30 protein-coding genes are annotated in these 24,677 nt (G+C 66.6%); 8 read left to right on the plus strand and 22 right to left on the minus strand.

All coding sequences use genetic code 11. The features are described from left to right. Nucleotides 1–82: 82 nt before the first annotated feature. Nucleotides 83–709 (plus strand): peptidylprolyl isomerase, encoded by a 627-nt coding sequence (locus WFP78_RS02965; protein ID WP_336958496.1) that lies wholly within the window; start codon nt 83–85, stop codon nt 707–709. Between the two features lie 124 nt (nt 710–833). Here WFP78_RS02965 and WFP78_RS02970 read toward each other — a convergent pair whose 3' ends face one another. The 6 genes from WFP78_RS02970 to secB form a co-directional block, all read right to left on the minus strand. Continuing rightward, the gene (locus WFP78_RS02970) at nt 834–1,073 is read right to left on the minus strand and encodes a hypothetical protein (RefSeq protein ID WP_336958498.1); all 240 of its coding nucleotides are present in this window, start codon (nt 1,071–1,073) and stop codon (nt 834–836) included. A gap of 203 nt (nt 1,074–1,276) precedes the next feature. After that, a complete protein-coding gene (locus tag WFP78_RS02975) occupies nt 1,277–2,506 on the minus strand; it encodes a dicarboxylate/amino acid:cation symporter (RefSeq protein ID WP_336958499.1) in 1,230 nt (409 codons plus the stop codon). Nucleotides 2,507–2,756: 250 nt separating this feature from the next. Continuing rightward, nucleotides 2,757–3,431 (minus strand): DUF4136 domain-containing protein, encoded by a 675-nt coding sequence (locus tag WFP78_RS02980; RefSeq protein ID WP_336958501.1) that lies wholly within the window; start codon nt 3,429–3,431, stop codon nt 2,757–2,759. A gap of 168 nt (nt 3,432–3,599) precedes the next feature. Further along, nucleotides 3,600–4,604 carry a tryptophan--tRNA ligase gene (gene trpS / locus WFP78_RS02985; RefSeq protein ID WP_336958503.1) on the minus strand — a complete coding sequence of 335 codons (1,005 nt, stop codon included), beginning with the start codon at nt 4,602–4,604 and terminating at the stop codon, nt 3,600–3,602. 11 nt (nt 4,605–4,615) lie between these two features. Further along, nucleotides 4,616–6,202 carry a murein biosynthesis integral membrane protein MurJ gene (gene murJ / locus WFP78_RS02990; RefSeq protein ID WP_336958505.1) on the minus strand — a complete coding sequence of 529 codons (1,587 nt, stop codon included), beginning with the start codon at nt 6,200–6,202 and terminating at the stop codon, nt 4,616–4,618. Nucleotides 6,203–6,284: 82 nt separating this feature from the next. Continuing rightward, nucleotides 6,285–6,782: a protein-export chaperone SecB gene (gene secB / locus WFP78_RS02995; RefSeq protein ID WP_336958507.1), complete on the minus strand. Its 498-nt coding sequence runs from the start codon at nt 6,780–6,782 to the stop codon at nt 6,285–6,287. A 223-nt stretch (nt 6,783–7,005) separates the two neighbouring features. Here secB and WFP78_RS03000 point away from each other — a divergent pair, with 223 nt between their 5' ends. The 4 genes from WFP78_RS03000 (at nt 7,006) to WFP78_RS03015 (ending at nt 11,299) form a co-directional block, all read left to right on the plus strand. Next, nucleotides 7,006–7,662, plus strand: a complete 657-nt coding sequence (locus tag WFP78_RS03000; protein ID WP_336958509.1) for a Tim44/TimA family putative adaptor protein — start codon at nt 7,006–7,008, stop codon at nt 7,660–7,662. After that, complete coding sequence (mltA, locus tag WFP78_RS03005) at nt 7,659–8,957, plus strand: murein transglycosylase A (protein ID WP_336958511.1); 1,299 nt, start codon at nt 7,659–7,661, stop codon at nt 8,955–8,957. The genes WFP78_RS03000 and mltA overlap by 4 nt, the downstream gene beginning before the upstream one ends. Further along, a complete protein-coding gene (locus tag WFP78_RS03010) occupies nt 8,932–9,495 on the plus strand; it encodes a Smr/MutS family protein (protein WP_336958513.1) in 564 nt (187 codons plus the stop codon). Before mltA ends, WFP78_RS03010 begins: the two co-directional genes overlap by 26 nt. 109 nt (nt 9,496–9,604) lie before the next feature. Further along, complete coding sequence (locus WFP78_RS03015; protein WP_336958515.1) at nt 9,605–11,299, plus strand: putative bifunctional diguanylate cyclase/phosphodiesterase; 1,695 nt, start codon at nt 9,605–9,607, stop codon at nt 11,297–11,299. Here WFP78_RS03015 and dapE read toward each other — a convergent pair. After that, the gene (gene dapE / locus WFP78_RS03020; RefSeq protein WP_336958517.1) at nt 11,289–12,443 is read right to left on the minus strand and encodes a succinyl-diaminopimelate desuccinylase; all 1,155 of its coding nucleotides are present in this window, start codon (nt 12,441–12,443) and stop codon (nt 11,289–11,291) included. The two genes, WFP78_RS03015 and dapE, sit on opposite strands and share 11 nt — an antisense overlap. A 49-nt stretch (nt 12,444–12,492) precedes the next feature. Here dapE and WFP78_RS03025 point away from each other — a divergent pair, with 49 nt between their 5' ends. After that, complete coding sequence (locus WFP78_RS03025) at nt 12,493–12,951, plus strand: cupin domain-containing protein (protein WP_336958519.1); 459 nt, start codon at nt 12,493–12,495, stop codon at nt 12,949–12,951. Here WFP78_RS03025 and WFP78_RS03030 read toward each other — a convergent pair. The 13 genes from WFP78_RS03030 to WFP78_RS03090 form a co-directional block, all read right to left on the minus strand. After that, a complete protein-coding gene (locus WFP78_RS03030; RefSeq protein WP_336958521.1) occupies nt 12,939–13,613 on the minus strand; it encodes a glutathione S-transferase family protein in 675 nt (224 codons plus the stop codon). The genes WFP78_RS03025 and WFP78_RS03030 overlap by 13 nt on opposite strands. A gap of 246 nt (nt 13,614–13,859) precedes the next feature. Continuing rightward, a complete protein-coding gene (yihA, locus tag WFP78_RS03035) occupies nt 13,860–14,495 on the minus strand; it encodes a ribosome biogenesis GTP-binding protein YihA/YsxC (RefSeq protein ID WP_336958886.1) in 636 nt (211 codons plus the stop codon). A 113-nt stretch (nt 14,496–14,608) separates the two neighbouring features. Beyond that, nucleotides 14,609–16,318, minus strand: a complete 1,710-nt coding sequence (gene yidC, locus WFP78_RS03040; RefSeq protein WP_336958525.1) for a membrane protein insertase YidC — start codon at nt 16,316–16,318, stop codon at nt 14,609–14,611. A 38-nt stretch (nt 16,319–16,356) separates the two neighbouring features. Continuing rightward, entirely contained in the window at nt 16,357–16,569 is a 213-nt protein-coding gene (gene yidD / locus WFP78_RS03045; protein ID WP_336958527.1) for a membrane protein insertion efficiency factor YidD, read from the minus strand. After that, nucleotides 16,566–16,949, minus strand: a complete 384-nt coding sequence (gene rnpA / locus WFP78_RS03050) for a ribonuclease P protein component (RefSeq protein WP_336958888.1) — start codon at nt 16,947–16,949, stop codon at nt 16,566–16,568. Before rnpA ends, yidD begins: the two co-directional genes overlap by 4 nt. Nucleotides 16,950–16,981: 32 nt before the next feature. Next, on the minus strand, nt 16,982–17,116 hold the full coding sequence (gene rpmH / locus WFP78_RS03055) for a 50S ribosomal protein L34 (protein ID WP_275486223.1): 135 nt from the start codon (nt 17,114–17,116) through the stop codon (nt 16,982–16,984). 135 nt (nt 17,117–17,251) lie between these two features. After that, nucleotides 17,252–17,671: a GFA family protein gene (locus tag WFP78_RS03060; RefSeq protein ID WP_336958528.1), complete on the minus strand. Its 420-nt coding sequence runs from the start codon at nt 17,669–17,671 to the stop codon at nt 17,252–17,254. Next, nucleotides 17,668–18,117: an SRPBCC family protein gene (locus WFP78_RS03065; RefSeq protein WP_419722910.1), complete on the minus strand. Its 450-nt coding sequence runs from the start codon at nt 18,115–18,117 to the stop codon at nt 17,668–17,670. The genes WFP78_RS03060 and WFP78_RS03065 overlap by 4 nt, the downstream gene beginning before the upstream one ends. 54 nt (nt 18,118–18,171) lie before the next feature. Beyond that, entirely contained in the window at nt 18,172–18,828 is a 657-nt protein-coding gene (locus WFP78_RS03070) for a glutathione S-transferase family protein (RefSeq protein ID WP_336958532.1), read from the minus strand. Continuing rightward, nucleotides 18,821–19,321: a VOC family protein gene (locus WFP78_RS03075; protein ID WP_336958534.1), complete on the minus strand. Its 501-nt coding sequence runs from the start codon at nt 19,319–19,321 to the stop codon at nt 18,821–18,823. The genes WFP78_RS03070 and WFP78_RS03075 overlap by 8 nt, the downstream gene beginning before the upstream one ends. Before the next feature lie 236 nt (nt 19,322–19,557). Beyond that, nucleotides 19,558–20,340: a VOC family protein gene (locus tag WFP78_RS03080; protein WP_336958536.1), complete on the minus strand. Its 783-nt coding sequence runs from the start codon at nt 20,338–20,340 to the stop codon at nt 19,558–19,560. 26 nt (nt 20,341–20,366) lie between these two features. Further along, nucleotides 20,367–20,723, minus strand: coding sequence for a DUF1428 domain-containing protein (locus WFP78_RS03085; RefSeq protein WP_336958538.1), 357 nt, complete (start codon nt 20,721–20,723; stop codon nt 20,367–20,369). Between the two features lie 35 nt (nt 20,724–20,758). Further along, nucleotides 20,759–21,181: a VOC family protein gene (locus WFP78_RS03090; protein ID WP_336958892.1), complete on the minus strand. Its 423-nt coding sequence runs from the start codon at nt 21,179–21,181 to the stop codon at nt 20,759–20,761. Nucleotides 21,182–21,340: 159 nt separating this feature from the next. On the opposite strand from WFP78_RS03090, the gene WFP78_RS03095 reads away from it, so the two are divergent. Then, nucleotides 21,341–21,994, plus strand: a complete 654-nt coding sequence (locus WFP78_RS03095; protein ID WP_336958540.1) for a winged helix-turn-helix transcriptional regulator — start codon at nt 21,341–21,343, stop codon at nt 21,992–21,994. 37 nt (nt 21,995–22,031) lie between these two features. After that, complete coding sequence (locus WFP78_RS03100) at nt 22,032–23,540, plus strand: YifB family Mg chelatase-like AAA ATPase (RefSeq protein ID WP_336958542.1); 1,509 nt, start codon at nt 22,032–22,034, stop codon at nt 23,538–23,540. A gap of 187 nt (nt 23,541–23,727) precedes the next feature. Here WFP78_RS03100 and WFP78_RS03105 read toward each other — a convergent pair whose 3' ends face one another. Both WFP78_RS03105 and WFP78_RS03110 read right to left on the minus strand, forming a co-directional pair. Further along, entirely contained in the window at nt 23,728–24,111 is a 384-nt protein-coding gene (locus WFP78_RS03105) for a PilZ domain-containing protein (protein ID WP_336958544.1), read from the minus strand. Nucleotides 24,112–24,144: 33 nt separating this feature from the next. After that, a complete protein-coding gene (locus WFP78_RS03110) occupies nt 24,145–24,552 on the minus strand; it encodes a PDZ domain-containing protein (protein WP_336958546.1) in 408 nt (135 codons plus the stop codon). Between the last annotated feature and the right edge of the window lie 125 nt (nt 24,553–24,677).

The raw sequence follows: 24,677 nt of genomic DNA on the forward strand, positions 1-24,677 counted from the left end.
CGGCCTGAGCGGAATGGGCGACGGTGGGGGTGGTGGCTTCAGGATGTTTCCTTCGGGGAGCGAATCGCTTTAGGTTGGGGGCATGAAGACCGCCCTGCTGATCGCCTTCGCCTTTTTCGCCGCGCTCATGCCCGCCGCCGCGCAGACCGTGCCGGATGCGCCGCCGGCGCCCGCGCCGCGCACCGTCATCGTGCGGCTGCAGACGGAGGCGGGCGATATCGACATCGCGGTGGAGGTGGAGCGCGCGCCGGTCACCGCCGGCAATTTCCTGCGCTATGTCGACCAGAAGCGGCTGGACGGCACCGGCTTCTACCGCGCCGTGGGCGACCGGGAGACGATGCGCTACGGCTTCATCCAGGGCGGGGCGCAGAACGACCCCAAGCGCATCCTGCCGCCGATCGCGCATGAGCCGACGACGAAGACGGGGCTGACGCATGGCGATGGCACCATCTCCATGGCGCGCTATGCGCCGGGGTCGGCCACGGCGGATTTCTTCATCACGCTGGGCGAGATGACATCGATGGACGCCAATCCCGCGCTGCCCGGCGACAATGCGGGCTTTGCCGCCTTCGGCCATGTGGTGGCGGGCATGGACGTGGTAAGGCACATCCTTGCCGCGCCGCTTTCGCCGACGCTGGGCGAGGGCGTGATGAAGGGGCAGATGCTGGCGCCGCAGATCAGGATATTGACGGCGCGGCGGGTGCCGTGACGACCGCCCCCTGAACGGGCACGGCGGCCGCCGCCACTGCCGGCGCGGGCATATCCGCCCGCTCTCTATCCTTGATTGGCCGCAATCCGATCTGCCGCGATGGCCGGTCGGGAATCACGCGCATTCAGCGGATTTCCGCTTCGTCCACGACCGGCCGGCTTTCGCGGGTGCCGCGCAGGCGGCTGTTCGGGTCGTCGGCTTCCGCGCTGATGATCACATGGTCCTCATGCACTTCGACAAGCGTGCCGGCAAAGGGCCACCCTTCCAGACTGCCGGTCACGCGATAGCTGACGACATCGCCGACCTTGAATGTCACTGGATCGAAGTTGAAATCGAATGGACAGATTTCGCCCATGCCCTGCATCTGGTGTCTCCCTCCCTGCCATGTTGCCGGCGTCTCATGTCACGGCGACGTGTGGCGCGGCTTTCGGCCGGCTTCTTGTTGTGGGGATTTCATGCCTGACCGGCAGCGATTTGGCCAGATGGATTCGCGCGCGATGGCGCTTGGCCCCGATTCGTGCCCGGACGCGCTCCGGATCGGTATACGCCGGATCGGGTCCCTTGCGCCTATGCCATGGCGCCGCGCTGGTCCACGATCCGGGTGACGGCCATGTCGGCGGTGACATTGCCGACGGTGCGGAAGATGTCCGGCACGGTTTCCACCGCCAGCAGCAGGGGTAGGGCCTCCACCGGCACGCCCATGGCAAGGCAGATGGGGCCGGTGGTGGTGAAGAAGGTGATCTGGCTGGGCAGGCCCACAGCCGCCAGGCTGACGATGGCGGCGACCGCGACACCGGCGACCAGCTGCATGGGGCCAAGGGGCACGCCGTTCAGCGCCGCCACGTAGAGCGCGATGCCGAGATTGGCGGGCGGACTGGTGATGCGGAACAGCGAGATGGCGAGCGGCAGCACGATCGACCGGGTCGCGGGCCGGACGGCAAGGGCATCGTCGCTCGCGCCGATCATCGCGGGCAGCGAGGCGATGGAGGATTGCGTCGAAAAGGCGATGATCTGCGCCGGGAGCGCGGCGCGGGCGAAGCGGCCCGGCGCGATCCGGCCAAAGAGCATGACGAGCGGATAGACGAGCAGCGTCACCACGATGCAGATGACGACGATGAAGGCGATATAATGGAGCAGCGCCCCTGCCGTCGCGAGGCCGGAGCGGCTGCCCGCGACCAGCGCCAGCGCGAAGACGCCGATCGGCCCCAGCCACAGCACCCAGCCGACCAGCACCAGCAGCGCATCGACCATGGCGCCGATCACCCCGACCAGCCTTTCGCTCGCCTCGCGCGCGATGCGGGTGACGGCAAAGCCGAAGACCAGCGCGAAGAGGACGACGGCGACCACCTGCCCTTCGGCCGCCGACTTGATGGGATTGGCGGGAATGAAGCCCAACAGCCAGTCGGCCGATGGGCGCACGTCCGCCACCTCGGCGATCGATCCGGTGCCGGCGAGCGCGCCGACGGCCCCAGCAGGCACCGGCCACCAGTGCAGCAGCGCCGTCCCCAGGACCGCGGCGATGCCCGCCGATCCTAGCAGCGCGCCCGCGAAGATCGCCAGGGTGCGCCCGGCAAGGCCGCTGGTGCGGGCGCTGTCCGCCGCGCTGGCGACGCCGGTGACGAGCAGGCCGAAGATCAGCGGGATAAGCGGCATCTGCAGGCCGTTGAGCCAGGCCTTGCCCACCGGCTGGGCGATGGAAACGACGCCGGGCTCCCATTGCGGGGCAAGCTCTGCCAGCAGCACGCCGCATGAGAGGCCCAGGACAAGGGCGATGAGAATCCTGACAGTCAGCGACACGCGATTTTCCCCCGATACGGTCAGCCATCCTCCGGCCGGCGGGGTTCGCCCCGTCTCGCCCCCTGGGGCACAGCCTATCGCGGTGGCGGGAAAAGGAAAGGCGTGCGGGCATGCCGATGGCCGGGCAGAGGGTGGCCGGGCAAAAGGTGGATGGAGCAAAAAGAAAGCCCGGCGACGGGTGTCGCCGGGCCATTTCAGGCGCGCTTGGGAGCCATCGCCTATGTCGTGCGCCGAAACCCGGCGCTGAGCCCTAGCGTTGCGGGGTCTTGGGCTCGGGCGCGAGGGTGATCTTGATATTCTCGCCCGACTGGCCGGGGAAGTCCACGAACATCGCGTCCACCAGATTGGGGATCAGGTAAGTGAGCTTGTTGCTGAGCGACTGGGCCTGGGCCTTGCCCTCGAACAGGCGCACGCCATCGGCCGCACGGTCGATCTTCATTTCCAGATCGCTGGTGTAGACGGTGTAGCTGGACACGTCGTTATAGCCGCCGAAGCCGGGCCCGAACAGGAACGGATCGTAGAAGCCATAGGCGAAGCGGCCGCCATAATAGCGGCGCGGGCCCCAGCCCCAGCCGGCGCCCCAGCCACTGCCCCAGGGATCGCCGACCCCGGTGCTGCGCACCTTTTCCCGGCCATTGTCGACATCATAGGCGATGCGCACGACCAGATCGGCCTTGGCGGGATCGTTGGAGGGCTGATAGCCGAACTTTGCCATCTGCGCGCCGACAAGGCCGGCATAATGCGAGAATTCCAGGCCGCCGGCGAGGCGCGGATCGTCCGCCACCACGGCAAAGCTCTGTCCGGCGGGGGCCGGCATCCGCTGGAAGCGGGCGACGTCCGCCTTGAAATTGGTTGCGCAACCCGACAGCGCGAGCAGCGCTGCCGCAGATGCCGCCACCAGACCCAATGCACGAAATTTGGTCATCTTTTCGGTCCTGTGGGCGCGCCCGGATGGAGGGGTGGGCGCGCAGTTATGCCTATCTGCGCCTGTCCATGGCAGAACGCAACTGAACATCGTTTGAACGCTGAGAGTTAACGACTCACCGCCGCCAGATGTTGCACAGGACTAGACGATATGGCGGGCAAAAACCCGTCAGCGCATCAAACCCATGGCGTCATAGGCCGCGCGCAGCGTTGGTTCCGCCGCTGCCGCCGCCTTGGCCGCGCCCTTGTCCAGCAAGGCGTCGAGCGCGGCTTCGTCGTCGCGCAGGGCCTCGAAGCGGGCGCGGATGGGGGACAGCGTCTCCACCAGTATTTCGCCCAGCGCCGGCTTGAACGCGCCAAAGCCCTGCCCGGCGAAGCGGGCGCAGACCGCGTCCTGGCTCTCGCCGGTCAGCGCGGAGAAAATGCCGACCAGATTCGCTGCCTCCGCCCGCCCGGCCAGCCCCTCGGCGGTTTCGGGCAGCGGCTCGGGATCGGTCTTGGCCTTGCGGACCTTCTGCATGATCGCGTCGTCGCTGTCGGTCAGGTTGATGCGGCTCATGTCCGACGGGTCGGACTTCGACATTTTCGACGTGCCGTCGCGCAGCGACATGATCCGCGCCGTTTCCTTGGGGATGATCGGCGCGGGCAGGGTGAACAGATCGACCCCGAAATCGGTGTTGAACTTGGTCGCGATGTCGCGCGACAGTTCCAGATGCTGCTTCTGGTCCTCGCCCACCGGCACATGCGTCGCCTGATAGAGCAGGATATCGGCCGCCTGCAGCACCGGATAGACGAACAGGCCCACGGAGGCGCCCTCGCGATCCTTGCCGGCCTTGTCCTTGAACTGGGTCATGCGGTTCAGCCAGCCGATGCGGGCGGTGCCGTTCAGCAGCCAGGCGAGTTCGGCATGGGCGGGCACGCGGGCCTGATTGAACAGCACCGAGCGATCCGGATTGATGCCCGCGGCGATGAGGGCCGCTGCCATTTCACGCACGTTGCGCAGGCGCTGCTCGCGGCCTTCATGCACGGTGATCGAATGCATGTCGGCAAGGAAGAAGAAGCATTGCGACGTGGCGTCCATCTCATCCTGCATCGCCACCCAGTTGCGGATCGCGCCCAGATAGTTGCCAAGGTGAAGGTTGCCGGTCGGCTGGATGCCGGAAAGAACGCGCATGATGCCTGTCTTCAATTCGCTCTGGGCGAGCGACGGAAGGCCGCCCGCAGTTCGGATATCGCATAGGCCCGAAAGGCCAGTGCCGCGCCCCCATAGACCAGACCGCCAAGGCCGCACAACAGGCCGAGCGCGATCACCCGTTCCACCAGTCCCTTGCCCATATGCGGATCGAGCAGCGGATTGAGGAACCACAGCGCGACGCCCATCACCGCGCTGGCCATGACGATGCGGATCGCCTTTTCGCGGAAACGCGCATCCATGCGCAGCTGATCGCGCTTGTGGAGCAGCCAGTAGAGCACCAGCACATTCACCCAGGCGGCAATGGCGGTGGAGACGGCCACGCCGACATGGCCCAATGGCCAGATGAGCAGCAGGTTGCCGACCAGATTGAACAGCATGGAGAAGACGGCGACGCGCACCGGCGTCTTCGTGTCCTGCCGCGCGTAGAAGCCGGGTGTCAGCACCTTGATCAGCACATAAGCGGGCACGCCCACGGCAAAGGCGGCGAGCGCGCCAGCGGCGCCGATAGTGTCATGCGCGGTGAAGGCACCATGCTGGAGCAGGCCGCGGATCAGCGGCGTCGCCGAGATGCAGAGCGCGACGGCGGCGGGGAGCGAGAGGAACAGCGCCAGTTCCATCGCCCGGTTCTGGGTATGGCTGGCGGCCTGCTCATTGCCCGATCCGATCTGGCGGGAGAGGGCGGGCAGGATCGCGGTGCCCACGCCGATGCCGATCAGGCCGAGCGGCAGCTGGTTCAGGCGGTCGGCATAATAGAGGTAGCTGACCGCGCCCTGCGGCAGGAAGCGCGCGGCGAGCGAGGTGGAGATCAGCAGGTTGAACTGGATCGCGCCCGCGCCCAGCGCCGCCGGGCCGATCAGCGCCAGCAGGCGCTTCACCTGCGGGGAAAGGCGGGGGATGCCGAGGCGCAGCACGACGCCGGCCTGACGGCACGACCATATCAGCCAGAGCAGCTGCGCCGCGCCGGAGATGGTGACGGCCACGGCCTGGGTATAGGCGGTCTCGATCGGCGTGGCCCCCCGGAAGAACAGCACCGCGCCGATCATGCAGATGTTGAGCAGCACGGGCGCCGCCGCATTCACCCAGAATCGGTCGAGGGAATTGAGGATGCCACCCAGCAGCGAGACGAGGCTGATCAGCGCCAGATAGGGGAAGGTGATGCGGGTGAGGTCAACGGCGAGCGCGAATTTCTGCGCCCCGCCATCGGGAAAGCCGCCGGTCATCGCCCAGACCACGGGGGCCGCCAGCGCCATCATCAGGCCGGTGAAGAGCAGCAGCACCGGGAAGAGCACGGACAGGACCTGCCCGGCAAAGGCGACCGCCGCCGCCTTGCCGCTGCCCGCCTGCGCCTTGTCCGCCTCCGCCATGGTGCGGTTGAACATCGGCACGAAGACGGCGGCAAAGGCGCCCTCGGCAAAGAGGGCGCGGAACAGGTTGGGCAGGCGCCAGGCGATCAGGAACGCGTCCGACGCCAGCCCCGCGCCCAGGAAGCGCGCGACCAGCATGTCGCGCACCATGCCCAGAATGCGGCTGACCAGCGTCAGCCCGCCGATGGTGCCGGTGGCCCTCAGCAGGCCCATGATATGCCCTCAGGCATGCGCAACTGTGTTTCGTTCCAGCCGCGCCCCATGGTCAGGCCCAACCCGATCAGGCCCGATCCGGTCAGGCATGCCCTGCCGGCGTGGCCTCTGCCTGCGCGCGGGCTTCCAGCTGCTGCATGTACAGGCCATGGAAATCCACCGGATCGAGCAGCAGCGGCGCAAAGCCGCCATCGCGCACCGCATCGGCCAGCACGCGGCGGGCGAAGGGGAAGAGCAGGCGCGGCGCTTCGGCGAAGAGGAAGGGCTGGGTCTGGTCCGCGGGCACGTTGCGCATGCCGAAGAGCGCGCCATAGACCAGTTCCACCGCAAAGGCGGTGCCGTTGGACGTGTTCGCCTTCACTTCCAGCTTCAGTGCGACCTCGTGCAGATCGTCGCCCAGCTGTTCGGAGGCGATGTTGAACTGCACGTCGATGGCCGGCGGCTCCTGCCACTGGTACACGGTCGGCGCGTTCGGGTTCTCGAACGACAGGTCCTTCACATATTGGGTGATGAGGCCGATCTGCGGGCTGGTGTCCGCACCGTTCGCCATGGGTTCGTTCGTGCCGGCTTCGTCCGCCATCAATATCGTCCTTGCTGTCCCTGTTCGCGGGCACCCTGACGGGCGACCGCATATCGAGCCGGGCGCTTAGCAGGGCGCGATGACGAGGGCAATGGCGCCTGCTGGACGACAATCGACCCGAAAACTGCGCTGGGATTGAACCTATAAGGGTTATGCGCATTTGAATCGGTACGAAAACATGCCTATGTTGGTCGCTTCAATTATCGCAAGGTTTTGCTCCGCCGTGTATGTGATCGCCATCCTCGCCCTGGTCGCCGGTTTTCTGGCGCTTCGGCTCTATTCGGTTCTGGGCAAGCGCACTGGCCATGAGCAGCAGCCTGCGCCCACCCAGGCTGACGATCGGCCGAAGGTGACGGTGCTGCAACCCAAGCCCGCAACCGACGTCATCGGCGATTCGCCGCGCATTGCCGATGGCCTGATTGCGCCGGGCGCCGAACAGGGCCTGCGCGCGCTGATCGCGGCCGATCGCCATTTCGACGTGCCGCAGTTCGTGGAAGGCGCGAAGTCGGCCTATCGCATGGTGCTGGAAGCCTTCTGGCGGGGCGACCGCGAGGAACTGGCCTATCTGTGCGATGCCGATGTGCTGGCCTCCTTCGACGAAGCGATCGCCGCACGCGAGGCGGAAGGCCATGTCCTTGAAAACAGGCTGGTTCGTATCGACAAGGCGCAGATTTACGCCGTGTCGCTGACCGGCCGCACCGCCAATGTCGAAATGCGGTTCGATGCCGATATCGCCGCCATCACCCGCGACAAGGATGGCACCGTCATCGCCGGGGCGCTGACCGATGCCGTGCCGACGCACGATATCTGGACCTTCAGCCGCGACATCCGCAGCGCCGATCCCAACTGGAAGCTCAGCGAGACCGACGAGGCGGCATGATCCTGCTGCCTGCCGGGCGCAGCGCCGGGATTCGGGCCAGGGTTCGGGCGGGCCTGCGCGCCGGTCCTGTCCTCCTGTTCGCGGCCCTGCTGTCCGCCTGTGCGGGCGGTGTGATCCCCCGCGGTACGCCGCCGCCGCAGGCCGCGCGCCCGGTGCCCGCGACGCCGCGCCCGGCTCTGCCGCCGACCGGCCCCGTTTCCCCGACTCCGGCCGCTACCGAATCGGCCGCCACCGCCGGACTGACGGCAGGGCCGCCGATTGCCGACCTGCTGCCTGACACCGAAAGGTCGCGCCTGGCCTTGCGGGCGTTCCGCCTGTCCTGCCCTTCGCTCCAGCAGCGGACCGACCAGAGCGGCCTGACGCGCGGCAGCGACTGGAACCAGGCGTGCAGCGCCGCGTCGAGCTGGCCCGAGGCCACCGCGACCGAATTTTTCGCCCGCTATTTCGAGGCGGTGCAGGTGGGCGAGGGCAAGGCGTTCGTCACCGGCTATTTCGAACCGGAAATCGCCGGATCGCGCACCCGCCAGCCGGGCTATGCGGTGCCGGTCTACGCGCGGCCCGCCGATCTGGTCGAAGTCGACCTGGGGCTGTTCAGCAACGACCTGAAGGGCAAGCGCATCAGGGGCAAGGTGGCGGGGGCCAGCTTCGTCCCCTATGACGAGCGGGCGCAGATCGTTTCGGGGTCGCTCGCCGGGCGCGGGCGGGAAATCGCCTGGGCGGCCGATCCGGTGGAGTTCTTCTTCCTGCAGGTGCAGGGCAGCGGCCGGCTGAAACTACCCGACGGCGGGGTGATGCGCATCGGCTATGACGGGCAGAACGGGCGCGACTATACCGGCATCGGCAAGCTGATGAAGGATCGCGGCCTGATCCAGGCCGGCTCCATGCAGGACATCATGCAATATCTGCGCGCGCACCCGGCCGAGGGCGCGCAGATCATGGACGAGAACAAGAGCTTCGTCTTCTTCCGCGAGTTGACCGGGGACGGCCCCATCGGCGCCATGGGCGTGCCGGTGACGGGCGAGGCGACGGTGGCCGCGGACCCGCGTTATATTCCGCTGGGCGGGCCGGTGCTGCTTTCGCTCGACCGGGCCGAGCCCAATGGCATCTGGATCGCGCAGGATACCGGCGGCGCGATCAAGGGCGCCAACCGCTTCGACAGCTTCTGGGGTGCGGGCAGCCGCGCGCGTGCCATCGCCGGCGGCATGTCGGCACGGGGCAGTGCATTGCTGCTGCTGCCCATCGGCACCTATGCACGGATCATGGCGACCAATGGCAGCCCGGCGCCTCAACCCTGAGGAGCGCGCCGCATGGGCGCTGATCGCCCGTACCGTCCGCCGTGCCCATAAGGATGAAGCGCGGGGCGCGTCGGCGGCGGCGGCCCCCGTCGACACGCCATCGCCGCCGGCCGCGCCCAAGCGCAAGGCATCTGCCGCGTTAACGACTTCAGCCCCCGCCCGCCCGGTGCCGCCGCCCCCGCGCCGCCCGGTCGAAACGCTGGATTCGACGTGGGAAAAGCAGATCCGCCGGGGCGCGCTGCAACCCGATATCGCTATCGACCTGCATGGCCACAGCCTGGCGGCGGCCCATGCGCGGCTCGATCAGGTGCTGGCCGAAGCGCGGCTGGCGGGCGCGCGGACGCTGCTGATCGTCACGGGAAAGGCGCGGAAGTTCGCGCAAAATGGCGATGGCCGGGGCCGGGGCGCGATCCGGGCGGAGATCGGCCACTGGCTGGAGGCCGGGCGTCATGCCGATGCCATTGCCAGCGTGCGCACCGCCCATCCCCGCCACGGCGGCGATGGCGCTATCTATGTGATATTGCGGCGCAAAAAATAACGCATTCCGGCCGGTGCGCTGAGAGTTTCTTAACCAATGTCCTTCAGAACTACAGCCTTGATCGACCGGTCGCTGCGCGTGGGTGGCAAGCGCAGGTTCAAGGGGGCTGATGCAGGGCGTCTCACTTCGAAGCAGGGCAGTTGCGTTCGCCGCCTCGGCAGGGGCGGTCGTCGTCATCCTGACATTGCTGCTGGGAAGCATGATCTATGGCGATGTCATGGATCTGGGTGGCGTGCTGATCGTCTCCATCCTGTGCGGGACGCTCAGCTGGGCGTCGACCAAGCACAGCATGTCGGGCATCGCCAACGCCGTCGATCAGGCGACCGAACGGCTGCTGCGCGCCGCCCATGGCGATCTGCAAGCCGATGTGCCGGCGGAGGTGGGCGCGTGCCTGCCCGACCTGGGCGTGGCGATGGAAAGCCTGTTCAGCCAGGTTCGCGCCAATCTGGAAAATGTGCAGATCCTGGCGATGTTCGATCCGGTCACGGGCCTGGCCAATCGCGTCAATTTCTGCCGGCAGGTCGACCGCCTGCTGCTGGAGCGGGACATGGCGAGCTTTGCCGCCCTGTTCTTCATCGATCTCGACAAGTTCAAGGCGGTGAACGACACGCTGGGCCATGCGGCGGGCGACCAGTTGCTGGCCCGCGTTGCCGGGCGGCTGCGCGAAGTCGTGATGGCGCAGGTCAGCGCCGGGACGGGCGACGCCGTGATCGGCCGCCTCGCCGGGGATGAGTTCACGATGTTCTTCCCCGATCTGCCGCACCACGACGCCGCGACCCGGATCGCGCGGGCAGTGCAGTTCGCCCTTGCCGAGCGATTCGACCTTGGCGGGCAGCAGATCGAGCTGGCGGCCTCCATCGGCGTCGCCTTCTATCCCGATCATGGCGAAAGCCTGGCCGCGCTGCTGCGTTCGGCCGACATCGCCATGTATCATGCCAAGAAGGAAGGCCGGGGCCGGGTCCAGCTATTCACCATCGATCTGGCGCGCGAAGCGGCGGGCAAGGCCGAGCTGGAACGCGAGCTGCGCATCGCGCTGGAGCGGGGCGAGTTCCTGCTCCAGTTCCAGCCGCAGGTCGATGTCGGACATGGCCATGCGGTCGCCGCCGAAGCGCTGATCCGCTGGGCGCATCCGGACCGCGACATGATCATGCCGGGCACCTTCGTCCCGCTCGCCGAACAGAATGGCGTGATCGTGGAGCTGGGCGACTGGGTGATGGATCAGGTGTGCGAAACCGCGGCGCGCTGGTATCGCGCCGGTCTTTCACAGCGCATCGCCATCAACATTTCCACCCGCGAGCTGTCGCAGGCGGATTTCTTCATGCGCCTGCGCCATTCGATGGCGCGGCACCAGACGCCGCCGCAGACCATCGAGCTGGAAATCACCGAATCGCTGGCGATGGAGATGGACGAGGGGCTGCTGGGCCAGCTTCGCGCCCTGCGCGACGATGGCGTGCTGATCGCCATCGACGATTTCGGCACCGGATATTCCAATCTGTCCCGGCTTAAGGACCTGCCCGTGGACCGGGTGAAGATCGACCGCAGCCTGGTGCGCGACATCGCGATATCGGCGGAGGCGCGCACGATCTGCAGCGCCGTCATCGGCCTTATCCAGGGCCTTGGGCTGGATGTCGTGATCGAGGGCGTGGAAAGCCAGGATCAGGTCGACCTGCTGCGCGTCATCGGCTGCACGGTGTTCCAGGGCTATCATCTGGCCCGTCCGACGGATGAGGCCGAATATCTGCGCCGCTTCGGGCTGGTGCCGCATGCGCTTGGCGCACAGCCGGGCATGGCCGTCAGCGGCTGAGCGCGCGGGTGACGATGTCCGCATAGATCGCGGTCAATATGTCCAGATCGGCGACCGCCACCGCTTCATCCAGCTTGTGCATGGTCGCGTTGAGCAGGCCGAATTCCACCACCGGGCAAAGCCGCGAGAGGAAGCGCGCGTCGGATGTGCCGCCGGTGGTCGAAAGCTCCGGCGTGATCCCGGTCGCGTCCCTGATCGCCGCCGCGATCATCGTGGAGAAATCGCCGGGCGGGGTCAGGAAGGGCTCGCCGCTGATCTTTGCTTCCACGCTGCCGCCCTCGGCCGCCGCCAATGCGGTGATCCGCTCGACCAGCGACGCGCCGCTGTGCCGGTCGTTGAAGCGGATGGAGATGCGCGCCTGCGCCTGCGCGGGAATGACATTGGTGGCGGTGTTGCCGACATGCAGGTCGGTGATCTCGATATTGCTGGGCTGGAACCAGTCGGTGCCCTCGTCCAGCAGTTCCGCGTCGATGGCCGACAGGATGCGCACCAGCCGGGGCACCGGATTGTCGGCCAGATGGGGATAGGCGACATGGCCCTGCATGCCCGCAACCGTGATCCACATATTGACCGAACCGCGCCGGCCGATCTTCACCATGTCCCCCAGCCGGCTGACCGATGTGGGCTCGCCGACAAGGCACAGGTCGGGCCGCACGCCGCGCGCCGCCATGCGTTCCATCAGCGCTACGGTGCCATGGACGGCGGCGCCTTCCTCGTCGCCGGTGATGAGCAGGCTGATCGTGCCGGGCGTTTCGGGCAGGCGGGAAAGGGCCGCGACGAAGCAGGCGATGGAGCCCTTCATGTCGACCGCGCCGCGCCCGTGGAGCAGGTCTCCGCGCAGCTCCGGCACGAAGGGATCGCCTGTCCAGCCGCTCCCCGGTGGCACCACGTCCAGATGCCCGGCAAAGGCGAAATGCGGCCCCGCGCCGGTCGACCGCACGGCCAGCAGGTTTTCGACCGGGCCGTCGGGCGCCTGGCCTTCCACGAAGCGTTCGACCGTAAAGCCCAGCGGCAGCAGCATCGCTTCCAGAGTATCGAACACCGCGCCGGTCGCGGGCGTGACGGACGGGCAGGCGATCAGCGCCCGCGCAAGGTCTACCGGGTTGGAATCCATGGGGTTGAAAGCGGCGCTGGTCACGGTCATGCCCACGCGTTAGCGAAAGCCATGGCCCTTTACCAGCGGGAGAAAATCCATGCCGAAGATCGATCTGGACGCCATCGCGCCGACCAATGCGACGGGCTATCCGGCCGAATATAAGGGCGTGGTGGCGGGGCGCTGGTATCGCCGGCTCGCGCCCGCAAGCGGCCTTGCCGATTTCGGCGCGAGCCATGTCACGCTGAAACCCGGCGCATGGTCATCGCAGCGGCACTGGCATGAGGAGGAGGACGAATTGCTGGTGATGATCGCGGGCGAGGCGATGCTGGTCGATGACGCGGGCCGCACGCCGCTGTTGCCCGGCGATGTCGCGGTTTTCCCCAAGGCGGATGGCAATGGCCACTGCGTCGTCAACGAGAGCGCGGCCGATTGCGTGTTCGTCGTGGTCGGCCAGAGCGCGAACGGCCCCTGCCATTATCCGGACATCGACCTGTGGGTGTCCCCCGCTCTGGGCTTTCGCCGCAAGGACGGCAGCGCTTTCGATCAGGAGAGCTGAGGCGGCACTTCGAACCGTTCGATCACCCAGTCTTCCGCCTGCGCCCCGCCGATCCATTCCTGCATCCACGGATGGGCGATGATCGCCTGCATATAGGCCTGGGCGAAGCGGGCGACGGGCAGCTGATAGGTGATGAAGCGGGTGACGACCGGCGCGAACATCACGTCCGCCGCGCTGAAATCCCCGAACAGGAAATCGCCCGCGCCGCCAAAACGGGCGCGGGCTTCCGCCCATAGCTGCATGATCCGCTCGATATCGTGCAGCACGGCCTGCGACGGCGGCACCGGCGGATAGATCTGGCGAATGTTCATGCTGTGCTCGCGGCGCAGCGCGGCGAAGCTGGAATGCATTTCCGCCGCCATGGATCGGGCCATGGCGCGTGCGGCGGGGTCCTGCGGCCAGAACAATGTGCCGCCGGTCTTTTCGTTGAGATATTCGATGATGGCGATGCTGTCCCACACGACGATATCCTCGCCATCCCACAGGATCGGCACCTTACCGGACGAGGGCGCGAATTCATCGCCCTCGCGCCGCTTTTCCCAGGCATCGTCATAGAGCGGGACGACGACCTCCTCGAACGGCAGGCCGGACAGCCTGCAGGCGAGCCAGCCGCGCAGCGACCAGCTGGAATAGGCCTTGTTGCCGATGAAGAGTTTCATCATTCCGGGCGCGTCCTTGCTCGTCATTCCGGCGATGGCCGGAAACCAGTGGGAAGGGCGCCGCCTGGCACCCTCGCCCCCCGGCTTTCGCCGGGGTGACGGATAAAGGCAATAGGCTTTGGCCGGAGTCGGTCCCCGCTGCGTCGGATCGCGGCCCGGAGCGATTTCACCTTGGGCGGAATCGCCCGCGCGCCCGGACAGCGCGGCATCGAAGAATCGGGAACGGTCCTGTGTGGACGGAAAACCGCTCTAACCCAGGCTTTCGATCACCGCCGCGCGCAGTTCCGGCAGGCCCATGCCCTTTTCGCTGGAGGTCGCGATGATCTCCGGATGGGCGGCGGGGCGCTTGCGGATTTCCTCCAGCGTGCGGGCCGTGACCGCCTCCAGCTCGCTCGCCTTGATCTTGTCCGCCTTGGTCATGACGATGCGATAGCTGACGGCGGCGTCATCCAGCATCTTCATGATGTCGCGGTCGACATCCTTGATGCCGTGGCGGCTGTCGATGAGGACGAGCGTGCGCTTGAGCACCGCGCGGCCGCGCAGATAGTCGTTCACCAGGAAGCGCCACTGGCGCACCATGTCCTTGGGCGCCTTGGCATAGCCATAGCCGGGCATGTCGACGAGGCGGAAGAGCAGCGGCTCGCCCACGTCGAAGAAGTTCAGCTCCTGCGTGCGGCCCGGCGTGTTCGACGTGCGGGCCAGGCTGTTGCGGTTGGTCAGCGCATTGAGCAGCGAGGATTTGCCGACATTGGACCGGCCCGCAAAGGCCACTTCCATCACCGTCGGATCGGGCAGGAATTTCAGCTCCGGCGCCGATTTCAGGAAGGCGATGGGGCCGGCGAAAATCTTTCGCGCGGCCTCTATCGGGTCTGGGGCATCTATCATGTTCGTCATCTTCAATTCCGTTCGCCCTGAGCCTGTCGAAGGGCTGTACTTCTCAAAAAAAGGACAGGGCTTCGACAAGCTCGGCCCGAACGGGTGGAAAACCTCCCGGTAGCTTATTTCGCCGCTGCCGGCTCCTTGAGCACCGGGTTGCTGCGATAGAGGAACGCCTGCTGCGCGATCGACAGCATGTTGTTGGTGATCCAGTAGACCAGCAGGCCCGCGGCAAAGGGCGCCATGATGAACATCATCATCCAGGGCATGATCGCGAAGATCTGCTTCTGGGTGTCGTCCATCGGCGTCGGGTTCAGCTTGAACTGCAGCCACATGGTGATGCCCAGCATGATCGCCAGCACGCCGATCGCCAGGAAGGCGGGCGGGTTGAAGTTCAGCAGGCCGAACAGGTTGAGCACATGCAGCGGATCGGGCGCGGACAAATCCTTGATCCACAGCACGAAGGGCTGGTGACGCATTTCGATGGTCAGCTGCAGCACCTTGTACAGCGCGAAGAAGATCGGGATCTGGATGAAGATGGGCAGGCAGCCGGCGAGGGGGTTCACCTTCTCGCGCTTGTACAGCTCCATCATCTCCTGCTGCAGCTTGGGCTTGTCGTCCTTGTACTTCTCCTGCAGCGCCTTCATCTTGGGCTGCACGGCGCGCATGGCGGCCATGGATTTGAACTGGCGCTGGGCGATGGGGAACATCAGGCCGCGCACGCACAGCGTCAGCAGGATGATGGCCAGCCCGAAATTGTGGACGACGGTGAACAGCCAGTGGAGCAGCGCGAAGATCGGCTGTTCGAACCAGTAGAACCAGCCCCAGTCGATCGCGCGGTCGAACAGCGGGATGCCGGCGGCCTGATAGGCCTGCAGCGTCTTCACTTCCTTGGCGCCCACGAACAGCCGGGTGGTCTGGCTGATCGCCTTGCCGGGCTGGAGCATGGCCGGGTTCAGGCTGAAATCGGCCTGATACTGCTTGTCGCCGGCGCCTTTGCGGAACTGGCCGTCAAAGCCTGCGCCCTGATCGGGGACCAGCGCGGACAGCCAATATTTGTCGGTGAAGCCAAGCCAGCCGCCGGTGGTGTTGAACGACTGGCTGGACGGCCCCTTGTCCAGATCCTTGTAGTTCACGTCATAATTGGCCGCGCCGCTGAATACGCCCATCGGGCCGATGTGGATCGTCCAGGTGTCGGGGTCCTTGGGGATGAAGCTGCGGTTCAGGAAGCCATAGGAGCGCACGCCGACAACGCCGGTGCCGGTGTTCGACACCTTCTGCGTCGCGGTGAACATATAATTCGCGTCGACCGCGAGGCGGATTTCGAACAGCTGCCCGCTGCCATTGTCCCAGCGCAGGGTGACGGGGGTGGTCGGCGTCAGCTTCGTGCCCTGCGCCGTCCACAGGGTGTTCGCGTCCGGCGCCTTCAGGCCCTCGCCCGACCAGCCGAAGCCGGCGAAATAGGCTTCCGCGGAACCCGCCGGCGAATAGAGGCGGATGGGCGGCGAATTCTTCGCGATAGTCTCGCGATAGGTGGGCAGCACGATATCGTCGATGCGCGCGCCCTTGAGGTTGATGGAGCCGACAAGGCGGGGCGTCTCGATCGGGATGCGCGGCGTTTCGCGCAGCACCACGGTGCGGTCGCGGCTGGCGGCGGCGCTGTCCGCAAGGGGATTTGCCGAGGGCGCGGCGACCGGCGTCGTCTTGCCACCCTGCACCCTCGTCGCCGGCGGATTGGCCGCCGGGAAGAAGTGATTGGCGACATAGGGCCAGCCGAACATGATGAGCGCCGTCAGCAATACGGCCAGAATGATATTCCGCTTGTCGTCCACGTTCAGGCTACTCCGCCGAAATCTTGTCTTGATGGGGGTCAGGGCACCGGGTCATAGCCCGATCCTCCCCATGGGTGGCATCGCATTAGCCGCTTCCCGGCCAGCCAGCTACCCTTGAGCGCGCCATATTTTTGGATGGCGCCGATGGCATAGGCCGAACAGCTGGGCGCATAGCGGCATGTGGGCGGCAGGATGCGGGACGGGCCGAGTTGCCAGCCCCGTGCAATGAAGATGAGGATGCGGCCGATCATCGCGCCGCGCCGTGACCCGGGCCGGTTCGATCCTGGCCATCCCGGTTCTGGCCATCCTGGTTTTGGGCAGTGAGCTTGCGCAGCGCCTTTTCCAGTTCGGCGCGCAGCAGGGCATAGTCGCGTTCCACCCCGCCGGCCCGGCCGATGAGGATATGGTCCGCGCCCGCTTGCCCGAGCGTCGGCAGCATTTCGCGCGCCAACGCACGAAAACGGCGCTTCATCCGGTTACGGACGACAGCGCCGCCAATCTTTTTCGTCACGGTGATGCCGATGCGCCGCAGCGGGTCGCCATCCTGCCGGTCGCGGACCAGCAGGACGAACCCGGGCATCGGTTGCCGCTTGCCACGGTTGGCGGCGAGAAAATCGGCCCGCTTCGCGATCGTCGCGACCGGACCGGCCTCCCCGGCTCCGCTCAGGCCGACAGGCTCTTGCGGCCGCGTGCGCGGCGCGCGCGCAGGATGTTGCGGCCACCCACGGTCGCCTGGCGGGCACGGAAACCGTGACGGCGCTTCCGAACCAGATTGCTCGGCTGAAAGGTGCGCTTCATCGTTCATTCCTCAGAACATAAAAAAGAATCGGGCATGACAAAAAAGGGCCACCAACACTGGCGGCCGCACGTCAGGGGGCGTCCGATAGGGAAAAGCGCCGCTTGAGTCAATCCATCGGCCAGCGGATTTGTGCGCTATTGCGGGGGCAGGCCGGCATATTGCGGCAGCGCGTCGGTGATCTGGTGCCAGGGCGCCTTCGATGCGACGAAGATGTGCATTTGCGGCGCGATGGAGGGCGAATCCGTCAGCGTGCCCATGGCGACATGCACAAAGTCGCCGTCCCGCACCACCGACCAGAGCAGCGATCCGCAAAGGCGGCAGTGGATGTTGTGATCCACCGCATCGCCATGGCGCAGGATATCGTCCTTGCCATGGGTGATGCGCAGCCGGTCGGCGCCGATGCCGGCAAAAGGCTTGCAGGCAGCGCCCGTCGTCCGGCGGCAATCCATGCAATGGCAGTTCATCGCATAGTCGAACGCGTCCTCGACCATATAGGCCACCGCGCCGCACAGGCACCGACCGGCCAGGCATCGACCAGCCAGCAGCAGCGTCACGCGCAGAGCGCCGCCAACTGGTCCGCGCAGATCGCCCAGCCGGTACTGAAGCCCATCTCCTCATGCCGCGCCCTCGCCTTCGCGCTCCAATGGCGGGCGGTGGCGGTGTAGCGCGTGCCCTCGCCCTCGGGCGCAAGGGTCACGATGGCGACCATGAACGGCCCCTGCGGCACCCATCCGGCGGTGAAGGCGTCGGTGAAGACGATGCGGGCATTCTCGACCACTTCCAGGAACACGCCCTCCATCGGCGGTGTCTCCTCGCCCTCGGGGCTGGTCATCGTCATCACCGACCGCCCGCCCGCCCGCGGCTCGCTGACGATGATGCTGCTGGTCCAGGGTCTGGGCGCGAACCATTCCTCCTGCCGGTCGAAATAGGTGCGGAAGACCTTTTCCGGCGGCGCGGCGATATAGCGGGTGATTGATAATTCATGGGCCTGCGCCGGGATGTCCGCCATCTTCCTCTCCTTGCGACGATGCTGGTGTTGCGATGCTGGTTTTTTTCAGTCCCGTTCCGGCGCGCCGGGCGGGAAGTAGGAGCGATAGGGCCGTGCCGCTTCGACGCAGCGCGCCACGGACGGGCGGGCGAGCAGGCGGGCGCGATAGGCCGAGAGGACCGGGCGGGCCTCGCCGATCTCCTGCACCCAGTCGGCATAGAAGAGCGACAGCGCCGCCGCGCAGTCGGCCAGCGTGAACATCTCGCCGCAGGCCCAGGTCCGCCCGGCCAGTCGCCCTTCCAGCCAGTCATAGATGGTGGCGAGCGCCGCTTTGGCCCTGCCGATCCGGGCGGTGTCCGGGTTGCCGGCGTCCAGCAGATATTCGATCACCACCGCCTGCATCGGCGTCATGACGTGATTGTCGAACAGCCGGTCCATGAAGCGCACGTCCAGCGCCGCATCGGCATCGTCGGGGATGAGGCGCGGCGCCTGCGGCAGCGTGCGGTCCAGATATTCGATGATGATCGAGGATTCAGGGAGCGTCCGCGCGCCGTCGATCAGCAGCGGGAACTTGCCCGGCGGCCAGTGCGACAGGAGTGTCGCCATCGTCTCCGGCTGGTGGGGGCCGGTCACGCGGAAGGCGAAATCCGCCTGTTTCTCGTAAAGTGCGATCAGCGCCTTCCACGTATAGGAGGAAAAGGGGTGGCCGATGAGTTCAAGCATCGGTTGCCACCCCCGCGGCGGCGGCTTCCAGCGCGGCGACGTCCAGCTTCTGCATGCTCATCATCGCGGTCATGGCACGGCCGACGGCCTGCGTGTCGCCCGATTTCATGATTGCGACCATGGCGTCCGGCACCAGTTGCCAGGACAGGCCATATTTGTCCTTCAGCCAGCCGCAGGGGCCGGGCGATCCGCCATCGCCGGTCAGCGCATCGAAATAGCGGTCCAGCTCCGCCTGGTCCGTGCAGGCGACGGACAGCGAGATCGCCTCGTCAAAGGTGAAATCGGGGCCGCCGTTCAGCGCCTGATAGCTTTGTCCGAACAGGGTGAATTCCACCAGCATCACGGTGCCGGCCGGAAAGAACATGGGGAAGGGCGAATCGGCCGGATAATGGCTGACGCTGTCGATCGATCCGTCGCCGAACAGCGAGACATAGAAATTGGCGGCCTCTTCCGCCTGGCCGTTGAACCAGAGGCAGGGGGATATTTTCGACATGGGTGATCCTCTCTTTTCCGGGAACCCTGTTTCTCGATGCCCGGCGGCGCTGCCGATGCCCGGGTCTCCTGATGTCTGCGCGCCGCGCCGCGGGGCCGATCGCCATTGCGTCCGTGCGGGCCTGCGAAGCATGGTGATCCGCGCGCCGATGCGCGAAAACCATGCCTTCCGGCGCCGTCCGGCGGCAATGACGACCGGCCCTGGCGGTGGCGAGACCCGGGGCCGGGGCCCGGCGATCAGGCCGTGCGCATGCCGACCAGCGCGAACATCGCGCCCTGCGGGTCAAGCGCATTGATGATCCACGCGCCGCCCGGCACTTCCGTCGGCGGCAGGATGACGGTGCCGCCATTGTCTGTGACCCGGCCGTGCGCGGCCTCGATATCGTCGACCACGAAATAATAGAGCCAGCCGGATGCGGGGGAATCGGGCGATGCCTTCATCATGCCGCCCGACATCATCTCCATGCCGGTCCCGCCGGTGGTGGAGAAAATCTGATATGTGCCCATCGGCCCCATGTCCAATGCATCGCCCTTCGTCCAGCCGAACTGGCCTTCATAGAAGGTCCAGGCCGCATCCGGATCGGCGCTGTGCAGCTCGTGCCAGCCGATGGAGCCGGGGGACATGGGCGGCAGCTCCGGCGCGGGATCGCCATCGCCGGTGAACAGGCAGATGCGCGCGCCCGCCGGATCGGCGATCACCGAGAAGTGGCCGACGCCGGGAATGGCTTGCGGCGCCAGATAGACGGTGGCGCCCGCCCCGGCGGCCGAATCGGTCGCCATGGCCACATCGTCGACGCCGATATAACCGACCCAGCCGGGCTTCACGTCCATGGCCGCGGCGCCCGGCGGCATCGCCATCAGCCCGCCCACCTGCCGTTCGCCCACGCGGACAAGGGTATATTGCATGTCCGGCATGCCGGAATCGACCGCGTTCCAGCCGATCACGGCCGTATAGAAGGCGGCGGCGGCGTCCACGTCGCTGGTCATCAGTTCGTACCAGACGAAATCGGATGTGCTCATCATATCTCTCCCTTGGGGATGGAGGTTCAGCCGTGATCGAGGATGGTGGCAAAGCCGCCATAGATCAGGCGTTCGCCGCTGAAGGGCATGTCGCCGGTGGGCTGCATGCGCTCGTCCTTCATCAGTTTTTCCCAGGCGGTGTCGCGCACCTCTTTCGAAGGCCATTCGATCCAGGAGAAGACCACGCTTTCCTCGCCGTCCTTGGCGATGACGGCGGTGTTGAAGTCGTTCACCTTGCCGGGCTTGATGTCGTCGCCCCAGCTCTCGACCACGCGGGTCGCGCCATATTCGATGAAGATCGGCGCAGCCTTGGCCGCCATCTCATAATAGGCTTCCTTGTTGCCGGTGGGCACCGGCACGACAAATCCATCCACATAGCTCATCGTCTCTCTCCTTAGATATTCCTTGGCGCGGCGGGTCAGCTCTCCAGGCTTTCCGGTGCGTGCGCTGCCATTGCGGCCTCCACGTCCATCCACGTCACTTCCCAGATATGGCCATCCGGGTCCTCGAAGCTGCGGCCGTACATGAAGCCATGATCCTGCATGGGATTGGGCTCGCCGGTGCCCGCCGCAATGGCCTTTTCCACGATCGCATCCACCGCCGCGCGGCTTTCCTGGCTCAGCGCCAGCAGGACCTGCGCCGTCACATGCGCGTCGGGAACGGCGCGCGGCGTGAACGAGGTGAAGCGTGCATGCGTCAGCAGCATGATGTGGATGGTCGGTGAAAAGGTCATCATCTGCGCCGACTCATCAGCGAAGTCGTCGTTCCTTACCGCGCCCACCGCTTCGTAGAAGGCGATGGAGGCGGGCAGGTCCGCCACGGGCAGGTTGACGAAGATCATCTGGTCCAAGGCTTTTCTCCTCATCTGTTGCGGTCGGTTCGCCCGACTCGACATTGACGAAACGTGCCACAGAAATTATAAAACACAACTATGAAGTCACAAAAAATAACTAACAAAGCAAAAACCGAGGAAAAGCGGCGTTTCCAGGATGCCTGCGGCATGGCGCACGGCCTTGAACTGCTCGGCGAGCGCTGGGCGCTGTTCGTCGTGCGAGAGCTTATGCTCGGGCCGCGTCGATTCAGTGACCTTCGCGCCGACCTGCCCGGATTAAGCGCCAATGTGCTGACCCAGCGGCTGGGCGAGTTGGAGGAACGCGGCGTCCTGATCCGTCGCAAGCTGCCGCCGCCGGCCTCCGTGCAGGTCTATGAGCTGACGCAATGGGGCTATGAGGCCGAACCCATCATCCAGACGCTGGGGCGCTGGGCCACGCGCTCGCCGGGGCATGATGCCACGATGCCGATCAGCGGCGTGTCGATCATGCTGTCCTTCCGCACGATGATCGACCTGTCGCGCATCGGCGATCTCGAAGCATCGCTCGGCTTCCGTTTCGGCGAGGACAGCTATCGGGGGCGGGTGGACGCCGGCGGCTTTACCGTCGCACGGGGCGACATCGCGGGCGCGGACATCGTCTTTGCCGGCTACCCCAATGCGCTGGCGGCCTTTGTCTATGGCGGCGTATCCTGTGTGGCGCTGGAAAAGGCCGGCCTGCTGTCCATTTCCGGGGATATGGAAAAGGCCGAGCGCTTCCGCACCCTGTTCCCGCTGCCGCCTAAGTTCGTCATCCCGGAAAAGGGCTCGACTCCCGCCGTCTAGCCCCGCATAGAGGGGGTGGGGAACAAATAGGGGCCAAATGGTAGCGACGGTTTCGACGGTGGCCTATCTGGGGCTGGAGGCGCGCGCCGTGGAGGTGCAGTGCCAGCTGGTCGCCGGCCTTCCCCATTTCATCGTCGTCGGCCTGCCCGACAAGGCGGTGGCCGAAAGCCGGGAGCGGGTGCGCAACGCCATTGCCGCCATCGGCCTGTCGCTGCCGCCCAAGCGCATCACCGTGAACCTCTCGCCCGCCGATCTGCCCAAGGAAGGATCGCATTTCGACCTGCCGATCGCGCTCGCCCTGCTGGGCGCGATGGGCGTGATCGATGCCGAGACGCTGGCGGGCTATGTGGTGGTGGGCGAACTGGGGCTGGACGGGCGCATCGCGTCTGTTCCGGGCGTGCTGCTCGCCGCGCTTCATGCCGGGCAGCGCGACCTTGGCCTCGTCTGCCCGGCGGCGCAGGGGGCGGAGGCGGCCTGGGCGGGCCATGTCGAGGTGGTCGGCGCGCCCGATCTCCTGTCCCTGCTCAACCATTTCAAGGGCCAGGCGCCCCTGCCGCTGCCGCGCCCCGGCGAGGTGGAAGCGCCCGTGCGCGGCGCCGACCTCAAGCAGGTGAAGGGGCAGGAGACCGCCAAGCGCGCGCTGGAGATCGCGGCGGCGGGCGGCCATAACCTGCTGATGATGGGGCCGCCGGGCGCGGGCAAGTCGCTGATGGCCAGTTGCCTGCCCGGCATCCTGCCGCCGCTCTCCCCCGCCGAGGCGCTGGAAACCAGCATGGTGGCGAGCGTCGCCGGCATGCTGGAGGGCGGGCGGATCAGCCGCGCCCGGCCCTTCCGTTCGCCGCATCACAGCGCGTCGATGGCGGCGCTGGTCGGCGGCGGGCTGAAGGTACGGCCGGGCGAGGTCAGCATGGCGCATCTGGGCGTGCTGTTCCTCGACGAGCTGCCGGAATTCCAGCGCGGCGTGCTCGATTCGCTGCGCCAGCCGCTGGAAACCGGCGAGGTCAGCGTGGCGCGGGCGAACGCGCATGTGACCTTCCCCGCGCGGGTGCAGCTGGTCGCGGCGATGAACCCGTGCCGTTGCGGCCATCTGGGCGACCCCGCGCTGGCATGCGCCCGCGCGCCGCGCTGTGCGGCGGATTATCAGGCCAAGCTCTCCGGGCCGCTGCTCGACCGGATCGACCTGCATGTGGAGGTGAATGCCGTCACCGCCGCCGATCTGGTGCTGCCCCCGCCCGCGGAAGGATCGGCCGAGGTCGCGGCGCGCGTGGCGGCGGCGCGCGACATCCAGACCGCGCGCTATGCCGGCACGCCCCCGCGCACCAATGCCGAAGTGGATGGGGAACAGCTGGAGGATGTGGCCGGCCCGGACGCGGCAGGCCGCGCCCTGCTGGCGCAAGCCGCCGCCGCGATGCGCCTGTCCGCGCGCGGCTATACGCGCGTTCTCAGGGTCGCGCGCACCATCGCCGATCTTTCCGGAGCAGAGGGCGTGGGCAAGGTGCATGTGGCCGAAGCGCTCAGCTATCGCAGGCGCGCGCCGGTGAATTGAGGGGCGGCGAGAAGCGGCTTTTTCCTTTTGTCGTCCTGGACGTGTTTCAGGAGCCATCCAGCCTTCTCAGCCGCCGTTTGTGGGGAGAAATGGATGCTGAAACACGTTCAGCATGACAGGGGAAGGAAGTGGGCCAACCACCCAACCCCGTCTGCCCGCACGGACGCCGCCCGCTATTCCATCCACATCAACGCCGACGAAATCCCGGCCGGTAGGTGTTTCTTTCCGGATCGAACCGGTCGTAGACCCGGAAGGGTTCCGGCTTGGCGTCAATCGTTTCGCGGTTGCCGAAATGGAGTTGGCCGGGGTCGATCTCCTGGTCCAGCCTGATCCCGGCAATATCGTTCCTCACCCAGCGTACCGTGCCCTGGACGCGGCCGATAGGCGGCAGGTCGATGGTGATGATTTCGCCCGCGCGCAATGGGACCGCCGGGCATTTGACCGCCAGTCCCTGACGCGACAGGTTGCGGACAAGCACCTGCCATGTCTGGCCCTCGCCCTTCGAAAGCTGTGCCTTGGCCAGCATCGCGACCCTTGGTTGCCGCTCGGATTTGTCTTCGCGCCCAGTCATTGCGATCATTCTTAGCAACTTTTCAGCGGCAGGTCAGTCCTTGAGCGGCGGCGCGTTCGCGATATCCACGAACAGGGGCTGGCCGCTGCGTTCGATGGCAAGGTGGAGCGCGGCGGCATGGTCCAGCCGCTCGCGGGCCTGGCGCAGCGTGTCGGCGGGGCTGCCGTTGATCCGCGCGATACGGTCGCCCACGCGCACCCCGGCGCGGCCGGCCAGGCCATTGTCGCGCAGCGAGGTGACGAGGATCGGTGCCGTGGCACCGGCCGCCATGATCTCGAACGTCATGCCCAGGCGCTGCGATGCTGCGCTGTGCCGCTCGCCATCGCCATGCAGGGCCAGCAGGATGGCGCCCGCGATCAGGCACAGCAGCAGCAGCGCGATGATCGCGGGGATGGCCCAGGGGGGCGCCGGTCGCCGGCGGGCAGGGGAAAGACGCGTCATGCTGCCCTGAATGCCGGTTGCGGCCTGACATGGTGCTGAAGGCTGGATGACAAAATCGTAATCCTCCGGTCAGCCGCCGGCGTGGTGCGCATGCCTATGAGGACAGTCGCCGGCCTGTTCATGCT

The organism is Sphingobium aquiterrae, from assembly GCF_037154135.1.
GTDB lineage: Bacteria > Pseudomonadota > Alphaproteobacteria > Sphingomonadales > Sphingomonadaceae > Sphingobium > Sphingobium aquiterrae.

Excerpts from the sequence above, each read along its gene's own strand:
- WFP78_RS03015 (WP_336958515.1), top strand. The coding sequence starts at position 9,605 with ATGCAGGGCGTCTCACTTCGAAGCAGGGCAGTTGCGTTCGCCGCCTCG.
- WFP78_RS03080 (WP_336958536.1), bottom strand. The coding sequence starts at position 20,340 with ATGAGCACATCCGATTTCGTCTGGTACGAACTGATGACCAGCGACGTG.
- WFP78_RS03090 (WP_336958892.1), bottom strand. The coding sequence starts at position 21,181 with ATGATCTTCGTCAACCTGCCCGTGGCGGACCTGCCCGCCTCCATCGCC.
- WFP78_RS03100 (WP_336958542.1), top strand. The coding sequence starts at position 22,032 with ATGGTAGCGACGGTTTCGACGGTGGCCTATCTGGGGCTGGAGGCGCGC.
- WFP78_RS02980 (WP_336958501.1), bottom strand. The coding sequence starts at position 3,431 with ATGACCAAATTTCGTGCATTGGGTCTGGTGGCGGCATCTGCGGCAGCG.
- WFP78_RS03070 (WP_336958532.1), bottom strand. The coding sequence starts at position 18,828 with ATGCTTGAACTCATCGGCCACCCCTTTTCCTCCTATACGTGGAAGGCG.
- trpS (WP_336958503.1), bottom strand. The coding sequence starts at position 4,604 with ATGCGCGTTCTTTCCGGCATCCAGCCGACCGGCAACCTTCACCTTGGC.
- WFP78_RS03105 (WP_336958544.1), bottom strand. The coding sequence starts at position 24,111 with ATGACTGGGCGCGAAGACAAATCCGAGCGGCAACCAAGGGTCGCGATG.
- murJ (WP_336958505.1), bottom strand. The coding sequence starts at position 6,202 with ATGGGCCTGCTGAGGGCCACCGGCACCATCGGCGGGCTGACGCTGGTC.
- secB (WP_336958507.1), bottom strand. The coding sequence starts at position 6,782 with ATGGCGGACGAAGCCGGCACGAACGAACCCATGGCGAACGGTGCGGAC.
- rpmH (WP_275486223.1), bottom strand. The coding sequence starts at position 17,116 with ATGAAGCGCACCTTTCAGCCGAGCAATCTGGTTCGGAAGCGCCGTCAC.
- WFP78_RS03025 (WP_336958519.1), top strand. The coding sequence starts at position 12,493 with ATGCCGAAGATCGATCTGGACGCCATCGCGCCGACCAATGCGACGGGC.
- WFP78_RS03010 (WP_336958513.1), top strand. The coding sequence starts at position 8,932 with ATGGCAGCCCGGCGCCTCAACCCTGAGGAGCGCGCCGCATGGGCGCTG.
- WFP78_RS03085 (WP_336958538.1), bottom strand. The coding sequence starts at position 20,723 with ATGAGCTATGTGGATGGATTTGTCGTGCCGGTGCCCACCGGCAACAAG.
- WFP78_RS03030 (WP_336958521.1), bottom strand. The coding sequence starts at position 13,613 with ATGATGAAACTCTTCATCGGCAACAAGGCCTATTCCAGCTGGTCGCTG.
- yidD (WP_336958527.1), bottom strand. The coding sequence starts at position 16,569 with ATGATCGGCCGCATCCTCATCTTCATTGCACGGGGCTGGCAACTCGGC.
- WFP78_RS02965 (WP_336958496.1), top strand. The coding sequence starts at position 83 with ATGAAGACCGCCCTGCTGATCGCCTTCGCCTTTTTCGCCGCGCTCATG.
- WFP78_RS03095 (WP_336958540.1), top strand. The coding sequence starts at position 21,341 with ATGGCGCACGGCCTTGAACTGCTCGGCGAGCGCTGGGCGCTGTTCGTC.
- mltA (WP_336958511.1), top strand. The coding sequence starts at position 7,659 with ATGATCCTGCTGCCTGCCGGGCGCAGCGCCGGGATTCGGGCCAGGGTT.
- dapE (WP_336958517.1), bottom strand. The coding sequence starts at position 12,443 with ATGACCGTGACCAGCGCCGCTTTCAACCCCATGGATTCCAACCCGGTA.
- WFP78_RS03110 (WP_336958546.1), bottom strand. The coding sequence starts at position 24,552 with ATGACGCGTCTTTCCCCTGCCCGCCGGCGACCGGCGCCCCCCTGGGCC.
- yihA (WP_336958886.1), bottom strand. The coding sequence starts at position 14,495 with ATGATAGATGCCCCAGACCCGATAGAGGCCGCGCGAAAGATTTTCGCC.
- WFP78_RS02970 (WP_336958498.1), bottom strand. The coding sequence starts at position 1,073 with ATGCAGGGCATGGGCGAAATCTGTCCATTCGATTTCAACTTCGATCCA.
- WFP78_RS03075 (WP_336958534.1), bottom strand. The coding sequence starts at position 19,321 with ATGTCGAAAATATCCCCCTGCCTCTGGTTCAACGGCCAGGCGGAAGAG.